Origin of the sequence: Streptomyces sp. NPDC002574 (assembly GCF_042889545.1) — a bacterium.
GTDB lineage: Bacteria > Actinomycetota > Actinomycetes > Streptomycetales > Streptomycetaceae > Actinacidiphila.
Window position 1 is genome coordinate 309,106 of record NZ_JBIARB010000010.1, and the last position, 21,367, is coordinate 330,472.

Consider the following 21,367-nt stretch of genomic DNA (forward strand, 5'->3'; position numbering starts at 1 on the left):
CGACTGACATGGAGGCACGATGGGGCGTTATGTCGCACGACGACTGCTCCAGATGATCCCGGTGTTCATCGGGACGACTCTGCTGATCTTTTTGATGGTCTACGCCCTGCCGGGCGACCCTGTAAGGGCGCTGTTCGGCGACAAGGGCGCCGACCCGACGACCGTGGCGCGGCTCCGCCACGACCTCGGGCTCGACCAGCCGATCCTGAAGCAGTACTGGGACTACATGACCGGCATTCTCCTGCACTTCGACTTCGGCAACCAGATTGCCAGCGGTCGGCCGGTGCGGGACGTGCTCGGGGATGCGTTCCCGGTGACGATCCGACTCGCGGGGCTCGCCTTCGTGATCGAAGTGGTCGTCGGCATTGCGCTCGGTGTCTGGGCCGGCATGAGGGCGGGCAAGCTCGTCGACTCCGCCGTGCTGATCTTCACCCTGCTGTTGATCTCGGTTCCGGTGTTCGTCCTCGGCTTCATCTTCAAGCTGGTCTTCGCCTTCCAGCTCGACTGGGTGACACCGAACGTCCAGGACGACACGAACTTCGGGCAGTTGCTGATGCCGGCGGTGGTGCTCGCCAGCCTCTCGCTCGCCTATGTGGCACGGCTGACCCGTACCTCCATAGCCGAGAACCTGCGCGCGGACTACATGCGGACCGCCATCGCCAAGGGCCTGCCCCGGCGTCGTGTGGTCGGTGTGCACCTGATGCGCAACTCGATGATCCCCGTGGTCACCTTCCTCGGTACCGACATCGGTGCCCTGATGGGTGGTGCGGTGGTCACCGAGGGCCTGTTCAACATCCACGGCATCGGCGGCACCATCTACGAGTCCATCGTGCGCCGTGAGGGGACCACGCTGGTCGGTCTGGTCACCGTCCTCGTGCTGGTCTTCCTCGTCACCAGCCTGCTCGTCGACCTGCTCTACGCGGTCCTGGACCCGAGGATCCGGTATGCCTGACGTGACCAAGACCGCCGTGGAGAACACGGACCCCATGGCCACGACCGCAGCGGACGCCGCCGGAGTCGTCGCCGTGGAGCCCAAGAGCGAGAAGGCCCGCAGCCTGTGGGGCGACGCCTGGCGCGACCTGCGGCGCAACCCGTACTTCGTGGTCTCCGCGATCCTGATCCTGCTATTGCTGCTGATCTCGGTCTTCCCCGGCCTGTTCACCGGCGCCTCGCCGACCTACGGCGACCTGCGGAACCACTTCCTGGGCAAGCCCGAGTACGGGCATGTCTTCTCGGCGGAGTGGCTCGGCTACGACGGCCAGGGACGCAGCGTCTACGCCCGCATGATCTACGGCACCCGTGCCTCGATCGAGGTGGGCATCTGCGTGACGATCGTGGTCACCCTGCTGGGCGGTGTGGTCGGGATGATCGCCGGCTACTTCGGTGGCATCGTCGACTCGATCCTCTCCCGGATCACCGACGTCTTCTTCGCCATTCCCTTCCTGCTCGGCGCGCTGGTGGTTCTGAACTCCTTCACCAACCGCACCGTCTGGGTCGTGATCGCCGCGCTGGGCTTCCTCGGCTGGACGCAGATCACCCGTGTCATGCGCGGTTCGGTGATCACCATCAAGCAGGCGGACTACGTGCACGCCGCCAAGGCGCTGGGCGCGAGCACCACGCGGATCCTGATCAGGCACATCCTGCCGAACGCCGTCGCGCCGGTGATCGTGGTCGCCACCATCGCGCTCGGCGGCTACATCTCGGCCGAGGCCACGCTGTCCTACCTGGGAGTCGGACTGCCCTCGACGGTGGTCTCCTGGGGTCAGGACATCTCCGGTGGTGCCGCGCAGATCCGTACGGCTCAGCACATCATGCTGTTCCCGTCGATCATGCTCAGCATCACGGTGCTGGCGTTCATCATGCTCGGCGATGCGGTCCGCAACGCCCTCGACCCCAAGCTGCGCTGAGGGAGGCGTACGTGACCATCATCGACAAGAACGCGGAGGTGCCCGCTCCCCGAACAGGGGACGCCGGTACCCCCCTGCTGGAAGTCCGTGATCTGCACGTGGAGTTCCACACGCGTGACGGCATCGCCAAGGCCGTCAACGGTGTGAACTACACCGTGTCGGCCGGTGAGACGCTCGCCGTGCTCGGTGAGTCCGGCTCCGGCAAGTCCGTGACCGCGCAGGCGATCATGGGCATCCTCGACATGCCGCCCGGCAGGATCCCGCAGGGCGAGATCCTCTTCCGCGGCCAGGACATGCTCAAGATGTCCGGCGAGGAGCGCCGGAAGATCCGTGGCCGCAAGATCGCGATGATCTTCCAGGACGCACTGTCCTCGCTCAACCCGGTACTCACCGTCGGCTACCAGCTGGCCGAGATGTTCCGCGTGCACCAGGGCATGTCCAAGAAGGACGCCAAGGCCAAGGCCATCGAGCTGATGGACCGGGTCCGCATCCCGGCCGCCAGGGAGCGGGTCGACGACTACCCGCACCAGTTCTCCGGCGGTATGCGCCAGCGCATCATGATCGCGATGGCGCTGGCCCTGGAGCCGGACCTGATCATCGCCGACGAGCCGACCACCGCGCTCGACGTGACGGTGCAGGCCCAGGTCATGGACCTGCTCGCGGAGCTGCAGCGCGAGTTCAACATGGGCCTGATCCTGATCACCCACGATCTCGGTGTGGTCGCCGACGTCGCCGACAAGATCGCCGTGATGTACGCGGGCCGCATCGTCGAGACGGCGCCGGTCCACGAGATCTACAAGCGGCCGGCCCACCCGTACACCAAGGGCCTGCTGGCGTCGATCCCGCGCCTGGACCAGAAGGGCCAGGAGCTCTACGCGATCAAGGGCCTGCCTCCGAACCTCCTGCGCATCCCCACCGGTTGCGCGTTCAACCCGCGCTGCGAGATGGCGCAGGACATCTGCCGTACCGAGGTCCCGAAGCTCCTCCCGGTGACCGAGCGCGACGGCGGCGATCTGCCGGGCCGCGGCAGCGCGTGCCACTTCTGGAAGGAGACGATCCATGGCTGACGTCACCAACAACGGCGAGGCCGTCTCCGACGAGGTGGCCGCGGTCGAGGCCGCGATCGCGAAGCCGGTCGAGCGCGGTGAGCCCATCCTGCAGGTGCGCAACCTGGTCAAGCACTTCCCGCTGACCCAGGGCATCCTGTTCAAGAAGCAGATCGGCGCCGTCAAGGCCGTCGACGGCGTCTCCTTCGACCTGTACCAGGGTGAGACCCTGGGCATCGTGGGCGAGTCCGGCTGCGGCAAGTCCACGGTCGCCAAGCTGCTGATGAACCTGGAGCGCGCCACCGCGGGCGAGGTCTTCTACAAGGGCCAGGACATCACCCGGCTGTCCGGGCGGGCGCTCAAGGCCGTCCGCCGGAACATCCAGATGGTCTTCCAGGACCCGTACACCTCGCTGAACCCGCGTATGACGGTCGGTGACATCATCGGCGAGCCCTTCGACATCCACCCCGAGGTGGCTCCGAAGGGCGACCGGCGCCGCAAGGTGCAGGAGCTGCTGGACGTCGTGGGTCTCAACCCGGAGTACATCAACCGGTACCCGCACCAGTTCTCCGGCGGCCAGCGGCAGCGCATCGGCATCGCCCGCGGCCTGGCGCTCAACCCGGAGATCATCATCTGCGACGAGCCCGTCTCGGCGCTGGACGTCTCCGTGCAGGCGCAGGTCATCAACCTGATGGAGAAGCTGCAGGACGAGTTCAACCTCTCCTACATCTTCATCGCGCACGACCTGTCGATCGTCCGGCACATCTCCGACCGCGTCGGCGTGATGTACCTGGGCAGGATGGCCGAGATCGGTACCGACACCGAGATCTACGACCACCCCACCCACCCGTACACCCAGGCCCTGCTGTCGGCGGTGCCGGTGCCGGACCCGGAGGCCCGCGACCACCGCGATCGCATCATCCTCAGTGGCGATGTGCCCTCCCCGGCCAACCCGCCGTCGGGCTGCCGGTTCCGCACCCGCTGCTGGAAGGCGCAGGACAAGTGCGCCACGGAGGAGCCGCTGCTGGCGATCCCGGAGCGCTTCAAGAGCTCCGAGACCCCGGCCGCGCACGACTCGGCGTGCCACTTCGCCGAGGAGAAGGACGTCGTCCACGCGACGGTCTGAGTCCGGCCCGTAGCGTCCGAAGGGCGCCCACGCGATCACCGCGTGGGCGCCCTTCCGCATGCCGGGGAAGTGCTCGCCGGAACGACTCCGCCCCGCCGGCGCGGGAGCGCCGGCGGGGCGGAGTCGGGACGACTGCCTTACTTGGTGTAGCCGATGTTCTCGTAGCGCAGGTCCTGGAAGCCGTAGGCGCCGATGTTGACCAGGTTCTTCTGGACCGCGTAGATGTCGGGGCGCTGGTACAGCGGCAGCAGGTTGGCCTGCTGCCAGATCAGCACGTCGGCGGCGTTGGCGTCGGTGATGGCCTGGGACGGGTCGGTGTCCGCCGCGGCCTTGTTCATGGCCGCGTCGAGCTCGTCGCTGCCCACGCCGGTGTAGTTCTGCTGGATGTTGTCACCGACGGGCTTGGCGTAGATCGACTTGGTCGACGACACCGGGAAGGCGGTGCCGAGCCAGGAGAAGGCCGTCAGGTCGAAGCTGCCGGTGTTGACGTACTTGTCGAAGAACTCCTGCACCGGGACGGTCTTGATGTTCAGCTTGATGCCGACCGCCTTGAGCATGGGCTGCATCAGCTTGCCCTCGTTGGCGGAGGTGCTGACGTTCGCCGGGATGACGAAGTCCAGCTCGAGGGTCTTGCCGCCCTTCTTGCGGAACTCGCCGTCCTGCTTCCAGCCGGCCTCGTCGAGCAGGCTCTTGGCCTTGGCCTGGTCGAAGACGCCGACGCCGGCCGCGTTGTCCGCGTACCCCTTCTGGTTGGTGACGAAGAAGTGGTTGTTCAGCGGCTTGGGGTCCCAGTCGAGTCCCTGCAGGTCGGACTGGGCGATGGCGTCCCGGTTGAGGGCGGACATGATCGCCTGCCGCACCTTGACGTCCTTGAGGTTGGCGTGGGCGCCGTTGAAGGTGATGTGGCGGTAGTTGGGGCCGGCCGCCTTGCGGATCTCGGCGCCCTTGACCTCCTGGGCCTGCTTGTAGGCGGCCGAGTCGGGGCCGACGTTGAAGAAGCCGATCTCGCCGTTGGCGAAGGCGCCGGCCTGGGCGTCGGCGTCCAGGGCGCGGAAAATGATCTTGTCGAGTATGGCCTTGCTGCCCCACCACTTGTCGTCGCGGACGACGGTGAGGGTCTTGGTGGTCTTGTCGATGCCCTGGAACTTGAACGGGCCGGCGGTGACCGGGATCTTGCCGAGGTAACCGGTGTTGAAGCCGTCCGGGGTGCCGATGACCGAGGCCGGGTAGAGCGGGCTGAACAGGCTCTTCCAGTCACCGAAGGGGCTGTCGAAGGTGACCACGACCTCCTGGTCGGTCTTGCCCTTCGCGACGCTGGAGATCAGCTCGTAGCCGGTGCTGGAGGAGATCTTGTACTTGGCGTCCTTGCCGTTCAGCGCCTTCCAGCTGGCCTCGAAGTCCTTCCAGGACATCGCCGTGCCGTCCGACCACTTGGCCTTGGGGTTGATCTCGTAGGTGACGACCTGCTTGCCGGAGCTGTCGTCCACCTTCGCCGAGGTCAGGTAGTCCGGGTTGGGGGTCACCGTGCCCGTCGCGTCCGACAGCATGGTGATCGGGATCAGGGAGCGCTCGACGTCGAAGCCGTCCGCGAGCGTGCCGTCGATCTCGTTGTAGTTGAAGTTCTCGGCGATCTCCGCGACCGGCCAGTTGAGGGTGCCGCCCTCCTTCAGCTGGTCGCGGTCGGTGGCCCGGATGTTGTTGGCGTTGGACTTGGGCACCGAGTTCTTCTTGGCCGCGGCGCTGTCGCCGCCGTCGTCGCCGCCGCACGCGGTGAGGACCAGCGCGCCGGCGGTGGCCAGCGCGACCATGACTGCGGACGTACGTGTTCTGTTCAACGAACTCTCTCCTCTAACGGGTTGGGACAACGAGGGGGTCAGACGACAGTGACCGCGGCGGCGTAGTGGCATGCCGCGTTGTGGTCGCCCGCCAGGGCGGAGGGTGACGGGTCCTCGTCGCGGCAGCGGCCGCGCTGGAGCTCGTCGAGGGCGGCGAACTTCGGGCAGCGGTTGCGGAAGCGGCAACCGGTGGGAACGTCGGTGGGACTGGGCAGGTCGCCGGTGAGCAGCACACGCTTGCGCTCGCGCTCCCTGCGGGGATCGGGCAGGGGGACGGCCGAGAGCAGGGCCTGGGTGTACGGGTGCGAAGGGGCGCCGAAGACGGCCTCCGCGGAGCCGATCTCGACGATCCGGCCCAGGTACATCACGGCGATCCGGTCGGCGATGTGCCGTACGACGGACAGGTCGTGGGCCACGAACAGATAGCTCAGCCCCAGGCGGGACTTGAGCTCGTCGAGCAGGTTGAGCACACCGGCCTGGATGGAGACGTCCAGGGCGGAGACCGGTTCGTCCAGCACGACCAGCTTGGGTTCCAGGGCCAGGGCGCGGGCGATGCTGATGCGCTGGCGCTGACCGCCGGAGAACTCGGCGGGGAAGCGGTCCACGTGGTCCGGGTCGAGACCGACCTGGGACAGCAGCTCCGGCACCCGGGCGGCGATGCGGTCCCGGGACCAGCCGTGGGTCTTCAACGGCTCGGCCAGGATGTCACCGACCGGCATGCGCGGGTCGAGGGCCGCCATCGGGTCCTGGAAGACCACCTGGAGGTCGCGGCGCAGGGCCTTGCGGCCGGCGCCCTTCAGCCCCCGGATGTCCTTCCCGAAGACCGTGACGGCACCGGACTGGCCGGAGGGCAGGTCGAGGATCTCCAGCAGGGTGGTGGTCTTGCCGCAGCCGGACTCGCCGACCAGGCCGAGGGTCTCGCCCTCGCGGATGTCGAAGGTGATGCCGTCGACCGCCCGCACCTCGCCGACCCGGCGCTTGATGACGGCGCCGTGCATCAGCGGGAAGTGCTTGACCAGCCCGCGCACCTCCAGCACGGAGTCGCGCAGATCGCGGGGCACGTCCGCCGCGGGGGCCGGCGGCAGTTCCGGCACCGGGTAGACGGTGGCCGGGTCGAGGGAGCCGCCCTCCTCCAGCTCGTGGCTGCGGTGGCAGGCGGTCGGGTGGTTGCCGCCCTCGCGCACCTTCAGCTCCGGCTCGACGCGCCGGCACACATCGATCGCCACGGGGCAGCGCGCGGCGAAGGGGCAGCCGGGCGGCAGGGAGACCAGCGAGGGCGGGTTCCCGTCGATGGGGGTCAGCGCGTGCCGACGGCCGTCGTCCAGCCGCGGGATGGAGCCCAGCAGACCGATGGTGTACGGCATGCGGGGGGAGTAGTAGACGTCGTCGACGGGGCCGGTCTCCACCGGGCGGCCCGCGTACATCACCTGGACCCGGTCGGCGAAGCCGGCCACCACGCCCAGGTCGTGGGTGATCATGACGATCGCGGCGCCGGTGACCTCCTGGGCCTTCTTCAGGACGTCCAGGATCTGCGCCTGGATGGTGACGTCCAGGGCGGTCGTCGGCTCGTCGGCGATGATCACCTCGGGGTCGTTGGCGATCGCCATGGCGATCATCGCCCGCTGGCGCATGCCGCCGGAGAACTCGTGCGGGAAGGCGTCGGCGCGCCGGTCCGGGTCGGGGATGCCGACCAGGTCCAGCAGTTCGACCGCGCGCTTGCGGGCGGCGGCCTTGTCCAGGTCCTGGTGGATGCGCAGGGCCTCGACGATCTGGTCGCCGACGGAGTAGACCGGCGTCAGCGCGGACAGCGGGTCCTGGAAGATCATCGCGATGTCCTTGCCGCGGATCTTCGTCATCTCCCGGTCGTCCAGGCCCAGCAGCTCACGGCCGTGCAGCTTCACCGAGCCCTTGACGTCCGCGGTCTCCGGCAGCAGGCCGAGGACCGCGAGGGAGGAGACGGACTTGCCGGAACCCGACTCGCCGACGATGCCGAGGACTTCACCGCGCCGCACCGAGAAGGAGACGCCACGTACGGCCCCGACCGGCCCGGCCTCGCTCGGGAAGGAGACGTGGAGGTCGGTGACCTCCAGGGCGGGGATCTCGGTCACGACGTGCGTCCTTCCTTGGACGTGCTCTTGGGCTTGCGGGGGCCACGGGCCTTGGCCCTGCTGGAGTTGGGGTCGAGTGCGTCCCGCAGTCCGTCGCCGATGAAGGCGATCGACAGGCAGATCAGCACCAGGCAGCCGGCCGGGAAGTAGAACAGCCACGGGAAGGCGGGTGCGGCCGGGGTGCCGGTGGCGATGAGGGTGCCGAGCGAGACATCGGGGGCCTGCACACCGAAGCCGAAGTACGACAGGCTGCTCTCGCCGATGATCGCGGCGCCGACCTGGATCGTTCCGTCGATGATCAGCATCGAGGCCATCGACGGCACGATGTGCCGGAAGATGATGACCGGTGCCGGGACGCCCATGTACTTGGCGGCCTTGACGAATTCACGGTCCTTCAGGGTGAGCGTCATGCTGCGCACCACCCGGCCGGTGATCATCCAGCTGAAGAGGGCCAGCAGGAACACGAACACCAGCCAGGTACTGCCCTGGAACAGCGGGGAGAGCACCGCGATGATCAGGAAGCTGGGCATGACGAGCAGCAGGTCGACGACCCACATCAGGGAGCGGTCGACCCAGCCGCCGAAGTAGCCGGCGCTCGCCCCGACCGTGGCGGCGACCACCGTGCAGATGACGCCCGCCAGGATGCCGATGACCAGGGACTTCTGCATGCCGCGCATGGTCATGGCGAACAGGTCGGTACCGGTCTGGTCGGTGCCGAACCAGTGGCCCCCCGAGGGCGGCTTCTGGAACGCGGTGAAGTCCAGGTCCGTGTAGCTCCACTTGTAGAACAGCGGGGAGCCGTAGGCCATGACGAAGAGCAGGACGATCATGCACAGCCCGAACAGCGCCAGGCGGTTGCGGGCGAAGCGGACGGCGGTGAGCCGGGCCCGTCCGCTGCCGCGGCGCCGGGCCGGCGGGGCGGTGAGGGTGGCAGGCTGGACGGAGGGGGTCTGGACAGCCATGAGTGAGGGCTCCTGAGGACGCGGGATCGGGGCTGCGGCAGGGTGCGTCGGTGCTCAGCGCACCCGTACGCGCGGATCGAGCGCCGCGTAGAGCAGATCGGAGAGGATGCCCGCGATCAGGACCACCAAGGCCGTGAACATGCCGACCGCGGCCACCGCGTTGACGTCATTGGTGTTGATCGAGTTGACCAGCCATTCGCCCATGCCGTGCCAGCCGTAGATCTTCTCGGTGAAGGTGGCGCCGGTGAACAGGAGCACGATGTTGTAGACCAGCAGGGGGACCACCGGCAGGACGGCGGTGCGCAGCCCGTGCTTCATCAGCGCGGCCCGCCGGGAGAGGCCCTTGGCCCGCGCGGTGCGCAGGAAGTCGCTGCCCAGCACGTCGAGCATGGTGCTGCGCTGGTAGCGGCTGTAGAGCGAGACCTGGATGAGGATCAGGGTGAGGCTGGGCAGAAACAGGTGCTGCACCCGGCTCAGGAGGATGTCGCCGGTGCTGGTGAGACCCGGGTCGTACTCGTTGGTGTATTTGATGAGCTTGAAGCCGAGGGCGTCGTTGAGGTTGATCGACCACAGCATGAGCGTGACCGCGATCACGGGGACCGGCATGGCCAGGATGAAGAACGAGGCCAGGGTGTTGACCCGGTCCGACGCCCGGTACTGCCTGATGGCTCCCCAGGCGCCCACCAGGACACCGCCGATGGATCCCAGGATCGTGGCGATCAGCAGCAGCCGGGTGCTCACCCCCACCCGTCGGGCGAACTCGTCGTTGACCTGTCCGCCCGTCACGGTCCGTCCGAGGTCACCGTGCGCCACTCCGCCGGCCCAGTGCGCGAAACGCACCACGATCGGGGTGTCGGGGTTCAGGTTGTACTCGTTGAGGGTCTGCGTCACCGATGCGGCGGCCACCGGGGGATTGCGGCCGGCGAAGTTGGCCCTCGGGTTCAGGCTCAGCGCCGCGAGGGCGTAGGTGAGGGAGGCCGCGATAAGGACCAGCGCCAGATAGTTGACGAGTCGGCGCAGCAGATAACGGCCCACGAGTCACACACTCTCACTCGGTTCGACATAATGAAGAAAATTAAACGTTACGTTTCAGCCGGCTCTGGCATAGTTGTGTAGCGCGCCTGAAACATTGGGCGCATCCGTCTCCGCAGGTCGTGCGAGTGGGGTGCGCGGCCCTTGCGGGTTGAGTGGGACTTTCGCAACGGAATTACACCCACGTCAATGAAGGCCGGTTCGTCGTGATCGATCCTTTATTTTCTTGATCGAAACTTAACCCGACGATCGGGAAACCCCTTATTGGCGGGAGGGGACCGAGGGATAACCCTTCATCGTCGTGGCGGCCCCGGGCGGTCCGGTGAGCCGCAGTGCACAATGTCCCACTTTGCGGTCTGATGGGGGCTCAGGTGTCCTGTGTGGCGTAGAGCTCCCTGAGGAGGCATCCGATGCGACGGAGCGCGGCGGGTTGGGCCATCGGTGCGACGGCCCTCGCCCTGGCGGCGACGGCGACGGCCTGCGGGGGCGGCGGGGGCGGCGGCACGGGCGGCGAGCCGGACGCCAAGGGTGTGCTCAGCGCTTCGTGGACCGACCCGCAGAACCCGTTGGAGCCCGCCAACACCAACGAGGTGCAGGGCGGCAAGGTGCTCGACATGATCTTCCGCGGCCTGAAGCGCTACAACCCGAAGACCGGGGCCGCCGAGAACGTCGTGGCCGACTCGATCTCGACCGCGGACTCCCAGACCTTCGAGGTCAGGCTCAAGGACGGCTGGACGTTCAGCAACGGTGAGAAGGTCACCTCCGACTCGTTCATCAACGCCTGGAACTACGCGGCACTGGTGACGAACAAGCAGATCAACGCGCCTTTCTTCACGTACATCGACGGCTTCGAGAAGGTCCACCCGGCCAGTGGCGCCCCGGCGGCCAAGGTGATGTCCGGCCTGGTGCGCAAGGACGCCCTGAACTTCACCGTCAAGCTCAACCAGAAGTTCTCCAGCTGGCCCGACACCCTCGGCTACAACGCCTTCATGCCGCTGCCCAAGACCTTCTTCACCGACCACGCGGCCTGGCTGAAGAAGCCCGTCGGCGACGGCCCCTACCAGGTCGAGTCGTACACCAGGGGCCAGGCCATGAAGCTGCGCACGTGGAGCGGCTACAAGGGCGCGGACGCGGCGGTCAACGGCGGCGTGGACCTGGAGGTCTACACCGACAGCAACACCGCCTACACCGATCTGCAGGCCGGCAACCTCGACCTGGTCGACGACGTCCCCGCCCAGCAGTTGAGGCACGTCCGGTCCGACCTCGGCGACCGCTACCTCAACACCCCGGCCGGCATCATCCAGACCCTCGCCTTCCCGCTGTACGACAAGGCCTGGTCCGGCCCGGACTCCGCGAAGCTGCGCCAGGGCATCTCGATGGCGATCAACCGCGACCAGATCACCCAGCAGATCTTCCAGAAGACCCGCACCCCCGCCAAGGACTGGACCTCACCGGTGCTCGGCGCGCAGGGCGGCTTCGACGACACCATCTGCGGCGACGTCTGCAGCTACGACCCGGCCCGGGCCAAGAAGCTGATCAAGGAGGCCGGCGGCATCCCCGGCGGCACCATGAGGATCACCTACAACGCCGACAGCGGCTCCCACAAGGACTGGGTCGACGCCGTCTGCAACAGCATCAACAACGTCCTGGGCAACGACAAGGCCTGCGTCGGCAACCCCGTCGGCACGTTCCCCGACTTCCGCAACCAGATCGTCAACAAGCAGATGAAGGGCCCCTTCCGGGCCGGCTGGCAGATGGACTACCCGCTGATCCAGAACTTCCTGCAGCCGCTGTACTACACCGGCGCCTCGTCCAACGACTCGCACTTCGGCAACCCGCGGTTCGACCAGCTGATCGACCGGGCCAACGCCGAGACCGACCTCGCCAAGGCCGTCGAGACCTTCAAGGAGGCCGAGCGGATCCTGCCGCAGCAGGTTCCGGCCATCGCGCTCTGGTACCAGAACGGCAGCGCCGGCTGGTCGGACCGGCTGTCCGACGTGGCCCTCAATCCGTTCAGCGTCCCGGTCTACAACCAGATCAAGGTCAGCTGACGCCCCGTGGGACGCTATGTCGTCCGCCGGCTGCTGCAGATGATCCCCGTGTTCATCGGCACCACCGTGCTGATCTTCTTCATGGTGTACGCGCTCGGCGACCCGGTGCAGGCCAAGTGCGGGGACCGCGCGTGCGACCCCGCCACGGCCGCGCAGATCCGCCACGACCTCTACCTGGACCACCCCCTGTGGCAGCAGTACCTGCACTACATGGGGCAGATCTTCCAGGGCGACTTCGGCACGGCCTACAACGGCCAGGCGGTCACCGAGCTGATGGGGAGCGCCTTCCCCGTCACCCTGCGCCTGACGATCATCGCGATCGTCTTCGAGATCGTCATCGGCATCAGCCTCGGGGTGCTCACCGGGCTGCGCCGCGGCCGTCCCGTCGACACCGCGGCGCTGCTCGCCACGCTGATCGTCATCTCGGTCCCGACGTTCGTCTCCGGGTACGTGCTGCAGTACCTGCTCGGGGTCAAATGGGGCCTGATCGCGCCCTCGGTCTCCTCCGAGGCGCCGTTCGGGGAACTGGTCATCCCGGGCCTGGTCCTGGCGCTGACCTCGCTGGCGTACGTCACCCGGCTGACCCGCACCTCCGTCGTGGAGAACGCCCGCGCCGACTACGTGCGCACCGCCACGGCCAAGGGGCTGCCGCGCCGCCGGGTGGTCACCCGCCATCTGCTGCGCAACTCCCTCATCCCGGTGGTCACCTTCATCGGTACGGACATCGGGGCCCTGATGGGCGGCGCCATCGTCACCGAGCGCATCTTCAACATCCGCGGCGTCGGCTTCCAGCTCTACCAGGGCATCCTGCGGCTGGACTCGGCCACCGTCGTCGGCTTCGTGACGATCCTGGTCATCGTCTTCCTCGTGGCGAACCTCCTCGTCGACCTCCTGTACGCGGTGCTCGACCCGAGGATCCGCTATGCGTGAGCCGGGCGGCGGCGACCCGGAGCGAACCGGCAGCCCCTCCCGCCCGAGCCGAGGAACCACCATGCCCGAACCCCGCAACCACCCCGACGAGGCCCTGGAACCGGCCGGTGGCACCGGCGCCGCGATGGAGCTCGGGCAGGACGAGGCGCGCAGCCTGGAGGAGCCTCCCGCCGGGCACCTGGGCGGGCCCGGGCCGTCCGTCGCGGACAAGCCGCGCAGTCTGTGGTCGGACGCGTGGCGGGACCTGCGGCGGAACCCGGTCTTCCTGCTCTCCGCGCTCGTCATCGTGTTCCTGGTCGTCATCGCGATCCGGCCGCAGCTGATCGCCGACGGCAATCCGCTCAGCTGCGACCTCGCCAACTCCCAGAAGGGATCGTCGCCGGGCCATCCCTTCGGTTTCGACAACCAGGGCTGCGACGTCTACACCCGGGTCGTGTACGGCGCCCGCGCCTCGGTCACCGTCGGCATCTGCGCCACCGTCGGCGCCGCGCTGCTCGGCAGCCTCCTCGGGGGCCTGGCGGGCTTCTTCGGCCAGTGGCCGGACGCGGTGCTGTCGCGGGTCAGCGACATCTTCTTCGGCATCCCCATCGTGCTGGGCGGCCTGGTCTTCCTGTCGGTGATCACCAACTCCACGGTCTGGCCGGTGGTCGGCTTCATCGTGCTGCTGGGCTGGCCGCAGATCGGCCGTATCGCGCGCGGCGCGGTCATCACCGCCAAACACAACGACTACGTGCAGGCGGCCCGGGCGCTGGGCGCCGGCAACGGGCGCATCCTGCTGCGGCACATCGCGCCCAACGCGGTGGCGCCGGTCATCGTCGTCGCGACCATCGCGCTCGGCACGTACATCGCGCTGGAGGCCACCTTGTCCTACCTCGGCGTCGGCCTGAAGCCGCCCACGGTGTCCTGGGGCATCGACATCTCCCAGGCGTCGACGCAGATCCGCAACGCGCCGCACATGCTGCTCTGGCCGGCCGGCGCGCTGAGCGTGACGGTGCTGGCCTTCATCATGCTCGGCGACGCGGTCCGCGACGCCCTCGACCCCAAGCTGCGCTGATGGACGGAGGCGTGATGGCCGACCCGGTCGAGGAGCGGGAGCCGGCGGACGGCGGGGCGCCGCTGCTCGACGTCCGCGACCTGCACGTGGAGTTCCGCACCCGGGACGGCGTCGCCAAGGCCGTCAACGGCGTCAGCTACTCGGTGCGGTCCCACCAGACGCTCGCGGTGCTCGGCGAGTCCGGCAGCGGCAAGTCGGTGACCGCGCAGGCCGTGATGGGCATCCTGGACTCGCCGCCCGGCTACGTCACCCGGGGCGAGATCCTCTTCCAGGGCCGGGACCTGCTGACGATGAGCGGCGAGGAGCGCCGCAGGGTCCGCGGCGCCCGGATGGCGATGATCTTCCAGGACGCGCTGTCCTCGCTCAACCCCGTGCTGACGGTGGGCGACCAGCTCGGCGAGATGTTCCGGGTGCACCAGGGCATGTCCCGCAAGGCGGCCAAGGCCAAGGCCGTCGAGCTGATGGACCGGGTCCGCATCCCGGCGGCGAAGGAGCGGGTGGGCCAGTACCCGCACCAGTTCTCCGGCGGCATGCGGCAGCGCGTCATGATCGCCATGGCACTCGCCCTCGAACCCGACCTGATCATCGCGGACGAGCCGACCACCGCCCTGGACGTCACCGTCCAGGCCCAGGTGATGGAGCTGCTGGCAGAGCTCCAGCGCGAGTACGGGATGGGCCTGATCCTCATCACCCACGACCTCGGCGTGGTCGCCGACGTCGCCGACCACATCGCCGTCATGTACGCGGGGCGCATCGTGGAGTCCGCCCCCGTGCACGAGATCTACAAGCGCCCCGCCCACCCGTACACCAGGGGCCTGCTGGCGTCGATCCCGCGCCTGGACCACAAGGGCCGGGAGCTCTACGCGATCAAGGGCCTGCCGCCGAACCTGCTGCACATCCCGCCCGGCTGCGCCTTCCACCCCCGCTGCCCGATGGCCCGCGAGGTGTGCCGCACGGACGAACCCGAGCTGTACCCGGTGAGCCCCACCCGCGGCAGCGCATGCCACTTCTGGAGGGAGTGCCTCGGTGGGCACGAGCACTGAACCGATTCTCCAAGTGCGCGGGCTGGTCAAGCACTTCCCGCTGACCCAGGGCATCCTGTTCAAGAAGCAGGTCGGCGCGGTCAAGGCCGTCGACGGCGTCGACTTCGACCTCCGCAAGGGCGAGACCCTGGGCATCGTGGGGGAGTCCGGCTGCGGCAAGTCCACCGTCGCCCGGCTGCTGGTCAATCTGGAGCAGGCCACCGCGGGCCGCATCCTCTACAAGGGCGAGGACATCACCCGGCTGTCCGGGCGCGCCCTGAAGGCGGTGCGCCGCAACATCCAGATGGTCTTCCAGGACCCGTACACCTCGCTGAACCCGCGCATGACGGTCGGCGACATCATCGGCGAGCCCTACGACATCCACCCCGAGGTCGCCCCCAAGAGCGAACGCCGGCGCAAGGTGCAGGAACTGCTGGACGTCGTCGGCCTCAACCCGGAGTACATCAATCGCTACCCGCACCAGTTCTCCGGCGGCCAGCGGCAGCGCATCGGCATCGCCCGCGGCCTGGCACTGCGCCCGGAGATCATCGTCGCCGACGAACCGGTCTCGGCGCTGGACGTCTCCGTCCAGGCCCAGGTCGTCAACCTGATGGAGAAGCTGCAGGACGAGTTCGACCTGGCCTACCTCTTCATCGCGCACGACCTGTCCATCGTCCGGCACATCTCCGACCGCGTCGCGGTGATGTACCTCGGCCGGATCGTCGAGACCGGCGACGACACCCAGATCTACGAGCACCCCACCCACCCCTACACCCAGGCCCTGCTCTCCGCCGTCCCCGTGCCCGACCCGGAGGCCCGCGAACACCGCGAGCGCATCCTGCTCTCCGGCGACGTCCCCTCCCCGGCGGACCCGCCCTCCGGATGCCGCTTCCGCACCCGCTGCTGGAAGGCCGAGGAACGCTGCGCCCTGGAGGTGCCCGAACTCGCCGTCCCCGCCGTCTTCCGCGGCCTGGACTCCCCGGCGGCGCACGCCAGCGCCTGCCACTTCGCGGAGGAGAAGACCGTGGTGCCCGCGGACCCCGCGGGCGAATGAGCCTTAACACGCGGGCAACCCGGCCGACCCGCCGGCGATATACGCGCCCGCCAGGCTGAGCGCCGTACGGCCGTGCGGGTGCCGTCCGCCGGCCGGGGTGGCCTCGCGCCGCCCCGGCCGGCCACCGCAGGACCCCGCGTTGAACGCGGGGCGGTCGCGCCACGTATCCCCTGGGAACGCAAGGACACTGCTGCCGGAGGGGCCTGGGAGGTGGCCATGCGGCAGACGTATCGGCTCGGAGGCGTGATCTGTGCTGCTCTGGCAGCGGCCGAGGCCGTCTGGGTGGCGCAGGACCTCACCCAGTTCCGGGCGGAGGGCGCCATCAGGGTGTGGACCGGGCTCGGGGTGCCGGTCGGCGGGGCGCCGATGATCACCTCCACCGTGGACCTGCTGCTGCTCGGGCTGTACGCGGCCGGCGCGGTGGCCGCCTTCCGGCCCGGCGGCGTGGGGGTCCTCGGGGCCGCCGCCGTGATCACCCTGGCGCTGCGCACTCCCGCGGCGCTCCTCCTGGCCCCCGCCTCCGGCGGCGTCCTGCGGGGCCTGCAGGGGCCGTTGCTGCTCACCGCGGGCGGGCAGGTGGCCGGGGCGCTCCTGCTGCTCCTGGTGGTGCGCCGCAACGGCACGGACGCCCCCGCGCCGCCTCGGCCCGCCGCCGGGGTGCTCGCGGGACTGCTGCTGCTGGTCGCCGCGGCGATCACGGGCATCTGGGAGTTCACCCGCACCCACGGCGATCCGGCCGCCACGCCCCTGCCGCCGAGCTTCCTGTTCCGCACGGCCGTCGGCGGCTACCTCGTCAACTCGCAGCTGGGCGCGCCCTTCGACTGGCAGGCCTGGGCGAGTGCGGCCCTGGCCGCTGCCGCCGGGACGGCCGCGCTGGCGCGGGCGCCGTTCTCCCGGCCGCTGGGCATCTCGGTCGCCTGCCTGCTGGGCGCCGTCGCGGCCCCGGTGCTCGTCACCTTCCGGCTCCAGACGCTGTCCGGCGCCGACTTCGCGGCCGGCTTCTCGGCGGCCGCGGCCGTGGTGGCCGTCCTGCTGCTGATCCCACGGCGGCCGGACTGGGACGGGGTGCCGGAGGGCGACCCCTTCGCGGACGCGGAGGTGGTGCCGGCCGCCGACAACCTGAGCATGCCGCTGTTCGACCGGACGGCCGTCCTGCCCGTCGTCGACGCCTACGGACCGCCCCCCGGCATGCCGCCCGGGGAGGCCCGGGCGGCGTACCTGCGCGAACCCCCGTACAGCTAGGCCCTGGTGTCCAGCCCCAGGGCCCGCTTGAGGAAGGCGACCTGGAGCAGCAGCAGGTTCTCGGCGACCTGCTCCTGCGGGGTCATGTGGGTCACCCCGGACAGCGGGAGGACCTCGTGCGGGCGCCCGGCGGCCAGCAGGGCGGAGGACAGCCGCAGGGTGTGGGCGGCGACCACGTTGTCGTCCGCGAGGCCGTGGATGACCATCAGCGGCCGCACGCGCTCCGCGGGGGCGGACAGCCCGGCGTCGGTGACGAGGGAGTTGGCGGCGTACACGGCGGCCTGCTGTCCGGGGTCGCCGAGGTAGCGCTCGGTGTAGTGGGTGTCGTACAGCCGCCAGTCGGTGACCGGGGCGCCGGCCACGCCCGCGTGGAAGACGTCCGGACGGCGCAGCACCGCCAGCGCGGCGAGGTAACCGCCGTACGACCAGCCGCGGATGGCGACCCGGCCCAGGTCCAGCGGGTAGCGCTCGGCGAGTGCGTGCAGCGCGTCGACCTGGTCGTCGAGGGTGACCCCGGCGAAGTCGCCGGCGATCGCCTTCTCCCAGGCGGGGGAGTGCCCCGGGGTGCCGCGGCCGTCGGCGACGACCACCGCGAAGCCCTGGTCGGCGAGCCACTGCGCCTGCAGGTAGGTGCGCTGGGCGTGCACCACCATCTGGCCGTGCGGGCCGCCGTAGGGGTCCATGAGTACGGGCAGCGGGCCGTCGCCGTCCCGGTGGCCGGAGGGCAGCAGGACGGCCGCGGGGATGTCCCGCGCGCCCGCGGTGGTGAGCGCGGGGCGGGCGGTCAGTACGGGGGTCTCGGCGTAGGAGGCGATCACGGCGACCTCCGCCCCGTCGCGCAGCACGCGCGCGGTCGCGCCCGGCTCCTCCAGCGAGGCGGATGTCAGCACCGTGACGGCGCCCGAGCGCACCGCCGAGTGGACACCCGCCGTGCCGGTGAGCCGGACCGGGCCGCCGGGCCCGCCGTCCGCCCGGTACACGTGGATCTGGCCGGTTTCCGGGTCCTTGGCCGCGGCCCCCGCCGAGGCGGTCAGGAGGAACCCGTCCCCGTCGCTGCCGAGCACCGAACGCACGTGCAACTCCGGTCCGGTGAAGGCGTGTTCACCCACGACCAGACATCGCGCGCCGCTCTCGTCGGTGATCCGGACCAGGCGCTCACCGCTCGCCCAGACCGGCACCCCACCGAAAAGATCAAGCCAGATTTCATCCCGCTCGCGGTGCACCTCGCGGGTGCCGCCGGTGGCCGTGTCGACCGCCAGGTACACCTGCTCGCGCTGGTCCCGTGCCTGCACCAGCAGCAGCGGCGGGCCGGCCGCCGACCAGTGCACCCGCGCGAGGTACGGATAGCGCTCCCGGTCCCACTCCACGGGCGTGGCAGCGCCGTCCAGGGTCAGCAGTACCAGCGTGACCTCGGCGTTCGGTGTTCCGGCGGCCGGGTAGGCGACCTCGGCCGGCTCCTGCCCGGGGTTGGCGGGGTCGGCGATCCACCACCGCCGCACCGGGGCCTCGTCCACCCGGGCGGCGAGCAGGGCGGCGCCGTCCGGTGCCCACCAGAAACCGCGGCCGCGGGACATCTCCTCGGCGGCGACGAATTCCGCCAACCCGTACGTGATGCCGGGGCCCTCCGGCCCGGCCAGCGCGCGGTCCCCGCCGCCGTCCGCGTCCACCACGCGCAGCGCGCCGTCCGCCACATAGGCCACCCGGCGGCCGTCGGGCGACGGGCGGGGGTCCGCCACCGGGCCCGGCACCGCGATCTCCCGGGCGGTGCCCGCGGTCAGTTCCGCCGTGAACAGCCGCCCGGACAAGGCGAACGCGGCCCGTTCCACCGCGTCGTCCGTCGCGTACGCCACGATGCCCGCCGAACCCTCACGGCTGCGCTCGCGCCGCGCCCGCTCCTGCGGCGACAGTTCCTCGTCCGCACCGGCGAGCAGCGCCGCCGGGTCGGCCGCGACCCGCTCGGCCGCGGCGCCGTCGCCGGACAGGTCCAGCACCCACAGCAGGTGCGAGCGGTCGGTGCCGGAACGGGAGCGCAGGAAGGCGATGCGCCCGCCGTCCGGTGAGACGGAGAAGGCGCGCGGGGCGCCGAGCGAGAACCGCTGCGTGCGGGCGTACTGCCGCGGGAAGGAGAGCGATTGCGTCATGAGGGGGAGTCTCCCACCGGGCCGGTCGGCGGGCCCGGCGCGCGCACCCGCGAGAACCGGCCATGCGCCCCCGCGTGCTCCCGTGCACCGACCTATGCGGTCCACCACAAAGTTATGATCCATTGCCGAGAGTGGGTAACAACCGGTTGGCAACTGCTGTCGCGACCCTGAGGCCCTGGAGGTGAGCCGCTGTGGCACTCTCGATTTCGGCGGTGCTGCTGCTGCTGATCGTCGTGTTCCTGCTCGTCCGGAAGTCCGGGCTGAAGGCGGGGCATGCGGTGGTCTGCGTACTGCTCGGCTTCTATCTGGCGAGTTCGTCGATCGCCCCGACGATCAGGGACCTGACCAACAACGTCGCGGGCATGATCGGGGACTTCAAGTTCTGAGCCGTAGGCTCTTCCCATGACCGCGACGCCCGCCCGCCGACTGCTCCTCGTCCACGCACACCCCGACGACGAGTCGATCAACAATGGCGCCACCATGGCCAAGTACGCCGCCGAGGGGGCCCACGTGACGCTCGTGACGTGCACCCTGGGCGAGGAGGGCGAGGTGATCCCGCCGGAGCTGGCCCACCTGGCCGCCGACCGGGACGACACCCTCGGCACCCACCGGATCGGTGAACTGGCGGCCGCCATGAAGGAGCTGGGCGTCACCGACCACCGGTTCCTCGGCGGTCCCGGCCGGTACCGGGACTCGGGGATGATGGGCGTCCCGCAGAACGAGCGGCCGGACTGCTTCTGGCAGGCGGACCTCGACCAGGCGGCCTCGTACCTGGTGGAGGTGATCCGCGAGATTCGGCCGCAGGTGCTCGTCACGTACGACCAGAACGGCGGCTACGGCCACCCCGACCACATCCAGGCGCACCGGGTCGCCACCCGCGCCGCGGGGCTGGCCGCGGATCCGTCCTTCCGGCCCGACCTCGGCGCCCCGCACACGATCGCCAAGGTCTACTGGAACTGCCTGCCCCGGACGGAGGTCGAGGAGGGCTTCGCGCGGCTGCGCGCGGCCGGCAGGGACCGCCTCTTCGAGGGCGTCGCGACCGCCGACGACGTGCCCGGCGTCGTGGACGACTCCGAGGTGACCGCGCGCATCGACGCCGAGGCCCGCTACGCCGGGCTCAAGGCGGCGGCCATGCGGGCGCACAGCACGCAGATCGCGGTGGACGGCCCGTTCTTCGCCCTCTCCAACGACCTCGGGCAGCCGCTCTTCGGCGCCGAGTACTACCGTCTGGTCACGGGCGGGCCCGGGGTCGCCGACGGCCTCGAGGACGACCTGTTCGCGGGGGTGGGGGCATGAGGCTTCTCGGGTACGTCGTGCTGGCCGTGCTGGGCGCCGTGGTGGCCGTCGCAGGGGGGCTGGTCCAGGCGGCCTGGTTCCCCGGCGGGCTGATCCTGGCGCTGGCCGGCTGCGCGGCCCTGTTCTGGGGCGGCGGCAAGCTGACCGGCGGGCGGGTGGGGGCTCTGGTGCCGGCGGCGGTCTGGCTGCTCACCGTGATCTTCCTCAGCTCCGCGCGCCCGGAGGGCGACTTCCTGTTCGCCAATGGACTCAGCCCGTACATCTACTTGTTGGGCGGTGCGATGGCCGGCGTGATGTCGGCCACGCTTGCCCAACCCGGGCCTCCCGGCGGCGGATCACTTGCGGCACGATAGGCGCCACGTTCCGTCCGTTACGATGCGCGCGTTGACCGCTCACGAACCGCGTGTCGTCCGTTTTGGTGGATGACGTCGCATACATCCCGTTGGTACGGGCGGTCTCCCCCCGGCGGCAGGCGACTCCTCGGCGGTGCCCAGTATGGTGGTGCGCGCCGCCGGGCCGCCCGCGGAAGGCCGTGACGGGTGGCGAAGCGAACCGGGAGAG

At 69.8% G+C, this 21,367-nt stretch carries 18 protein-coding genes; 13 read left to right on the forward strand and 5 right to left on the reverse strand.

The window, feature by feature from the left end:
- The first annotated feature begins 19 nt into the window (after positions 1–19).
- The 4 genes from ACFYXS_RS26050 to ACFYXS_RS26065 are packed head-to-tail and all read left to right on the forward strand — an operon-like array spanning position 20 to position 4,079.
- Positions 20–952: an ABC transporter permease gene (locus ACFYXS_RS26050; RefSeq protein WP_389252231.1), complete on the forward strand. Its 933-nt coding sequence runs from the start codon at positions 20–22 to the stop codon at positions 950–952.
- Positions 945–1,907: an ABC transporter permease gene (locus ACFYXS_RS26055; protein WP_389252233.1), complete on the forward strand. Its 963-nt coding sequence runs from the start codon at positions 945–947 to the stop codon at positions 1,905–1,907. Before ACFYXS_RS26050 ends, ACFYXS_RS26055 begins: the two co-directional genes overlap by 8 nt.
- Positions 1,908–1,918: 11 nt before the next feature.
- Entirely contained in the window at positions 1,919–2,974 is a 1,056-nt protein-coding gene (locus ACFYXS_RS26060) for an ABC transporter ATP-binding protein (RefSeq protein ID WP_389252235.1), read from the forward strand.
- On the forward strand, positions 2,967–4,079 hold the full coding sequence (locus ACFYXS_RS26065; RefSeq protein ID WP_389252237.1) for an ABC transporter ATP-binding protein: 1,113 nt from the start codon (positions 2,967–2,969) through the stop codon (positions 4,077–4,079). Before ACFYXS_RS26060 ends, ACFYXS_RS26065 begins: the two co-directional genes overlap by 8 nt.
- 137 nt (positions 4,080–4,216) lie before the next feature.
- Here ACFYXS_RS26065 and ACFYXS_RS26070 read toward each other — a convergent pair whose 3' ends face one another.
- Genes ACFYXS_RS26070 through ACFYXS_RS26085 form a run of 4 tightly spaced genes read right to left on the reverse strand, consistent with a single transcriptional unit; the run spans position 4,217 to position 10,019 of the window.
- On the reverse strand, positions 4,217–5,914 hold the full coding sequence (locus ACFYXS_RS26070; protein ID WP_389252239.1) for an ABC transporter family substrate-binding protein: 1,698 nt from the start codon (positions 5,912–5,914) through the stop codon (positions 4,217–4,219).
- A 38-nt stretch (positions 5,915–5,952) separates the two neighbouring features.
- The gene (locus ACFYXS_RS26075; RefSeq protein WP_389252241.1) at positions 5,953–8,022 is read right to left on the reverse strand and encodes a dipeptide ABC transporter ATP-binding protein; all 2,070 of its coding nucleotides are present in this window, start codon (positions 8,020–8,022) and stop codon (positions 5,953–5,955) included.
- Positions 8,019–8,984 carry an ABC transporter permease gene (locus ACFYXS_RS26080; protein WP_389252243.1) on the reverse strand — a complete coding sequence of 322 codons (966 nt, stop codon included), beginning with the start codon at positions 8,982–8,984 and terminating at the stop codon, positions 8,019–8,021. Before ACFYXS_RS26080 ends, ACFYXS_RS26075 begins: the two co-directional genes overlap by 4 nt.
- Positions 8,985–9,038: 54 nt before the next feature.
- Positions 9,039–10,019, reverse strand: a complete 981-nt coding sequence (locus ACFYXS_RS26085) for an ABC transporter permease (RefSeq protein WP_389252245.1) — start codon at positions 10,017–10,019, stop codon at positions 9,039–9,041.
- 407 nt (positions 10,020–10,426) lie between these two features.
- Here ACFYXS_RS26085 and ACFYXS_RS26090 point away from each other — a divergent pair, with 407 nt between their 5' ends.
- From ACFYXS_RS26090 to ACFYXS_RS26115, 6 genes are all read left to right on the forward strand, one after another.
- On the forward strand, positions 10,427–12,067 hold the full coding sequence (locus ACFYXS_RS26090) for an ABC transporter substrate-binding protein (protein ID WP_389252247.1): 1,641 nt from the start codon (positions 10,427–10,429) through the stop codon (positions 12,065–12,067).
- A gap of 6 nt (positions 12,068–12,073) precedes the next feature.
- Positions 12,074–12,997, forward strand: a complete 924-nt coding sequence (locus ACFYXS_RS26095; RefSeq protein ID WP_389252249.1) for an ABC transporter permease — start codon at positions 12,074–12,076, stop codon at positions 12,995–12,997.
- A 61-nt stretch (positions 12,998–13,058) separates the two neighbouring features.
- On the forward strand, positions 13,059–14,051 hold the full coding sequence (locus tag ACFYXS_RS26100; protein WP_389252251.1) for an ABC transporter permease: 993 nt from the start codon (positions 13,059–13,061) through the stop codon (positions 14,049–14,051).
- A 14-nt stretch (positions 14,052–14,065) separates the two neighbouring features.
- A complete protein-coding gene (locus tag ACFYXS_RS26105; protein WP_389252305.1) occupies positions 14,066–15,094 on the forward strand; it encodes an ABC transporter ATP-binding protein in 1,029 nt (342 codons plus the stop codon).
- A complete protein-coding gene (locus tag ACFYXS_RS26110; protein ID WP_389252253.1) occupies positions 15,078–16,127 on the forward strand; it encodes an ABC transporter ATP-binding protein in 1,050 nt (349 codons plus the stop codon). The genes ACFYXS_RS26105 and ACFYXS_RS26110 overlap by 17 nt, the downstream gene beginning before the upstream one ends.
- A 216-nt stretch (positions 16,128–16,343) precedes the next feature.
- Positions 16,344–17,369 (forward strand): hypothetical protein, encoded by a 1,026-nt coding sequence (locus ACFYXS_RS26115; RefSeq protein WP_389252255.1) that lies wholly within the window; start codon positions 16,344–16,346, stop codon positions 17,367–17,369.
- Here ACFYXS_RS26115 and ACFYXS_RS26120 read toward each other — a convergent pair.
- On the reverse strand, positions 17,366–19,510 hold the full coding sequence (locus tag ACFYXS_RS26120) for an alpha/beta fold hydrolase (RefSeq protein WP_389252257.1): 2,145 nt from the start codon (positions 19,508–19,510) through the stop codon (positions 17,366–17,368). The genes ACFYXS_RS26115 and ACFYXS_RS26120 overlap by 4 nt on opposite strands.
- Positions 19,511–19,701: 191 nt before the next feature.
- On the opposite strand from ACFYXS_RS26120, the gene ACFYXS_RS26125 reads away from it, so the two are divergent.
- From ACFYXS_RS26125 to ACFYXS_RS26135, 3 genes are read left to right on the forward strand one after another with little or no spacing between them, the layout of a single operon-like run.
- On the forward strand, positions 19,702–19,896 hold the full coding sequence (locus tag ACFYXS_RS26125; protein WP_319665541.1) for a hypothetical protein: 195 nt from the start codon (positions 19,702–19,704) through the stop codon (positions 19,894–19,896).
- Between the two features lie 16 nt (positions 19,897–19,912).
- Entirely contained in the window at positions 19,913–20,806 is an 894-nt protein-coding gene (gene mshB, locus ACFYXS_RS26130; protein ID WP_389252260.1) for an N-acetyl-1-D-myo-inositol-2-amino-2-deoxy-alpha-D-glucopyranoside deacetylase, read from the forward strand.
- Positions 20,803–21,159, forward strand: a complete 357-nt coding sequence (locus ACFYXS_RS26135; protein WP_389252262.1) for a DUF6113 family protein — start codon at positions 20,803–20,805, stop codon at positions 21,157–21,159. The genes mshB and ACFYXS_RS26135 overlap by 4 nt, the downstream gene beginning before the upstream one ends.
- Positions 21,160–21,367: the final 208 nt, after the last annotated feature.

Excerpts from the sequence above, each read along its gene's own strand:
- ACFYXS_RS26120 (WP_389252257.1), bottom strand. The coding sequence starts at position 19,510 with ATGACGCAATCGCTCTCCTTCCCGCGGCAGTACGCCCGCACGCAGCGG.
- ACFYXS_RS26115 (WP_389252255.1), top strand. The coding sequence starts at position 16,344 with ATGCGGCAGACGTATCGGCTCGGAGGCGTGATCTGTGCTGCTCTGGCA.
- ACFYXS_RS26050 (WP_389252231.1), top strand. The coding sequence starts at position 20 with ATGGGGCGTTATGTCGCACGACGACTGCTCCAGATGATCCCGGTGTTC.
- ACFYXS_RS26135 (WP_389252262.1), top strand. The coding sequence starts at position 20,803 with ATGAGGCTTCTCGGGTACGTCGTGCTGGCCGTGCTGGGCGCCGTGGTG.
- ACFYXS_RS26105 (WP_389252305.1), top strand. The coding sequence starts at position 14,066 with ATGGCCGACCCGGTCGAGGAGCGGGAGCCGGCGGACGGCGGGGCGCCG.
- ACFYXS_RS26055 (WP_389252233.1), top strand. The coding sequence starts at position 945 with ATGCCTGACGTGACCAAGACCGCCGTGGAGAACACGGACCCCATGGCC.
- ACFYXS_RS26065 (WP_389252237.1), top strand. The coding sequence starts at position 2,967 with ATGGCTGACGTCACCAACAACGGCGAGGCCGTCTCCGACGAGGTGGCC.
- ACFYXS_RS26090 (WP_389252247.1), top strand. The coding sequence starts at position 10,427 with ATGCGACGGAGCGCGGCGGGTTGGGCCATCGGTGCGACGGCCCTCGCC.
- ACFYXS_RS26100 (WP_389252251.1), top strand. The coding sequence starts at position 13,059 with ATGCCCGAACCCCGCAACCACCCCGACGAGGCCCTGGAACCGGCCGGT.
- ACFYXS_RS26080 (WP_389252243.1), bottom strand. The coding sequence starts at position 8,984 with ATGGCTGTCCAGACCCCCTCCGTCCAGCCTGCCACCCTCACCGCCCCG.
- mshB (WP_389252260.1), top strand. The coding sequence starts at position 19,913 with ATGACCGCGACGCCCGCCCGCCGACTGCTCCTCGTCCACGCACACCCC.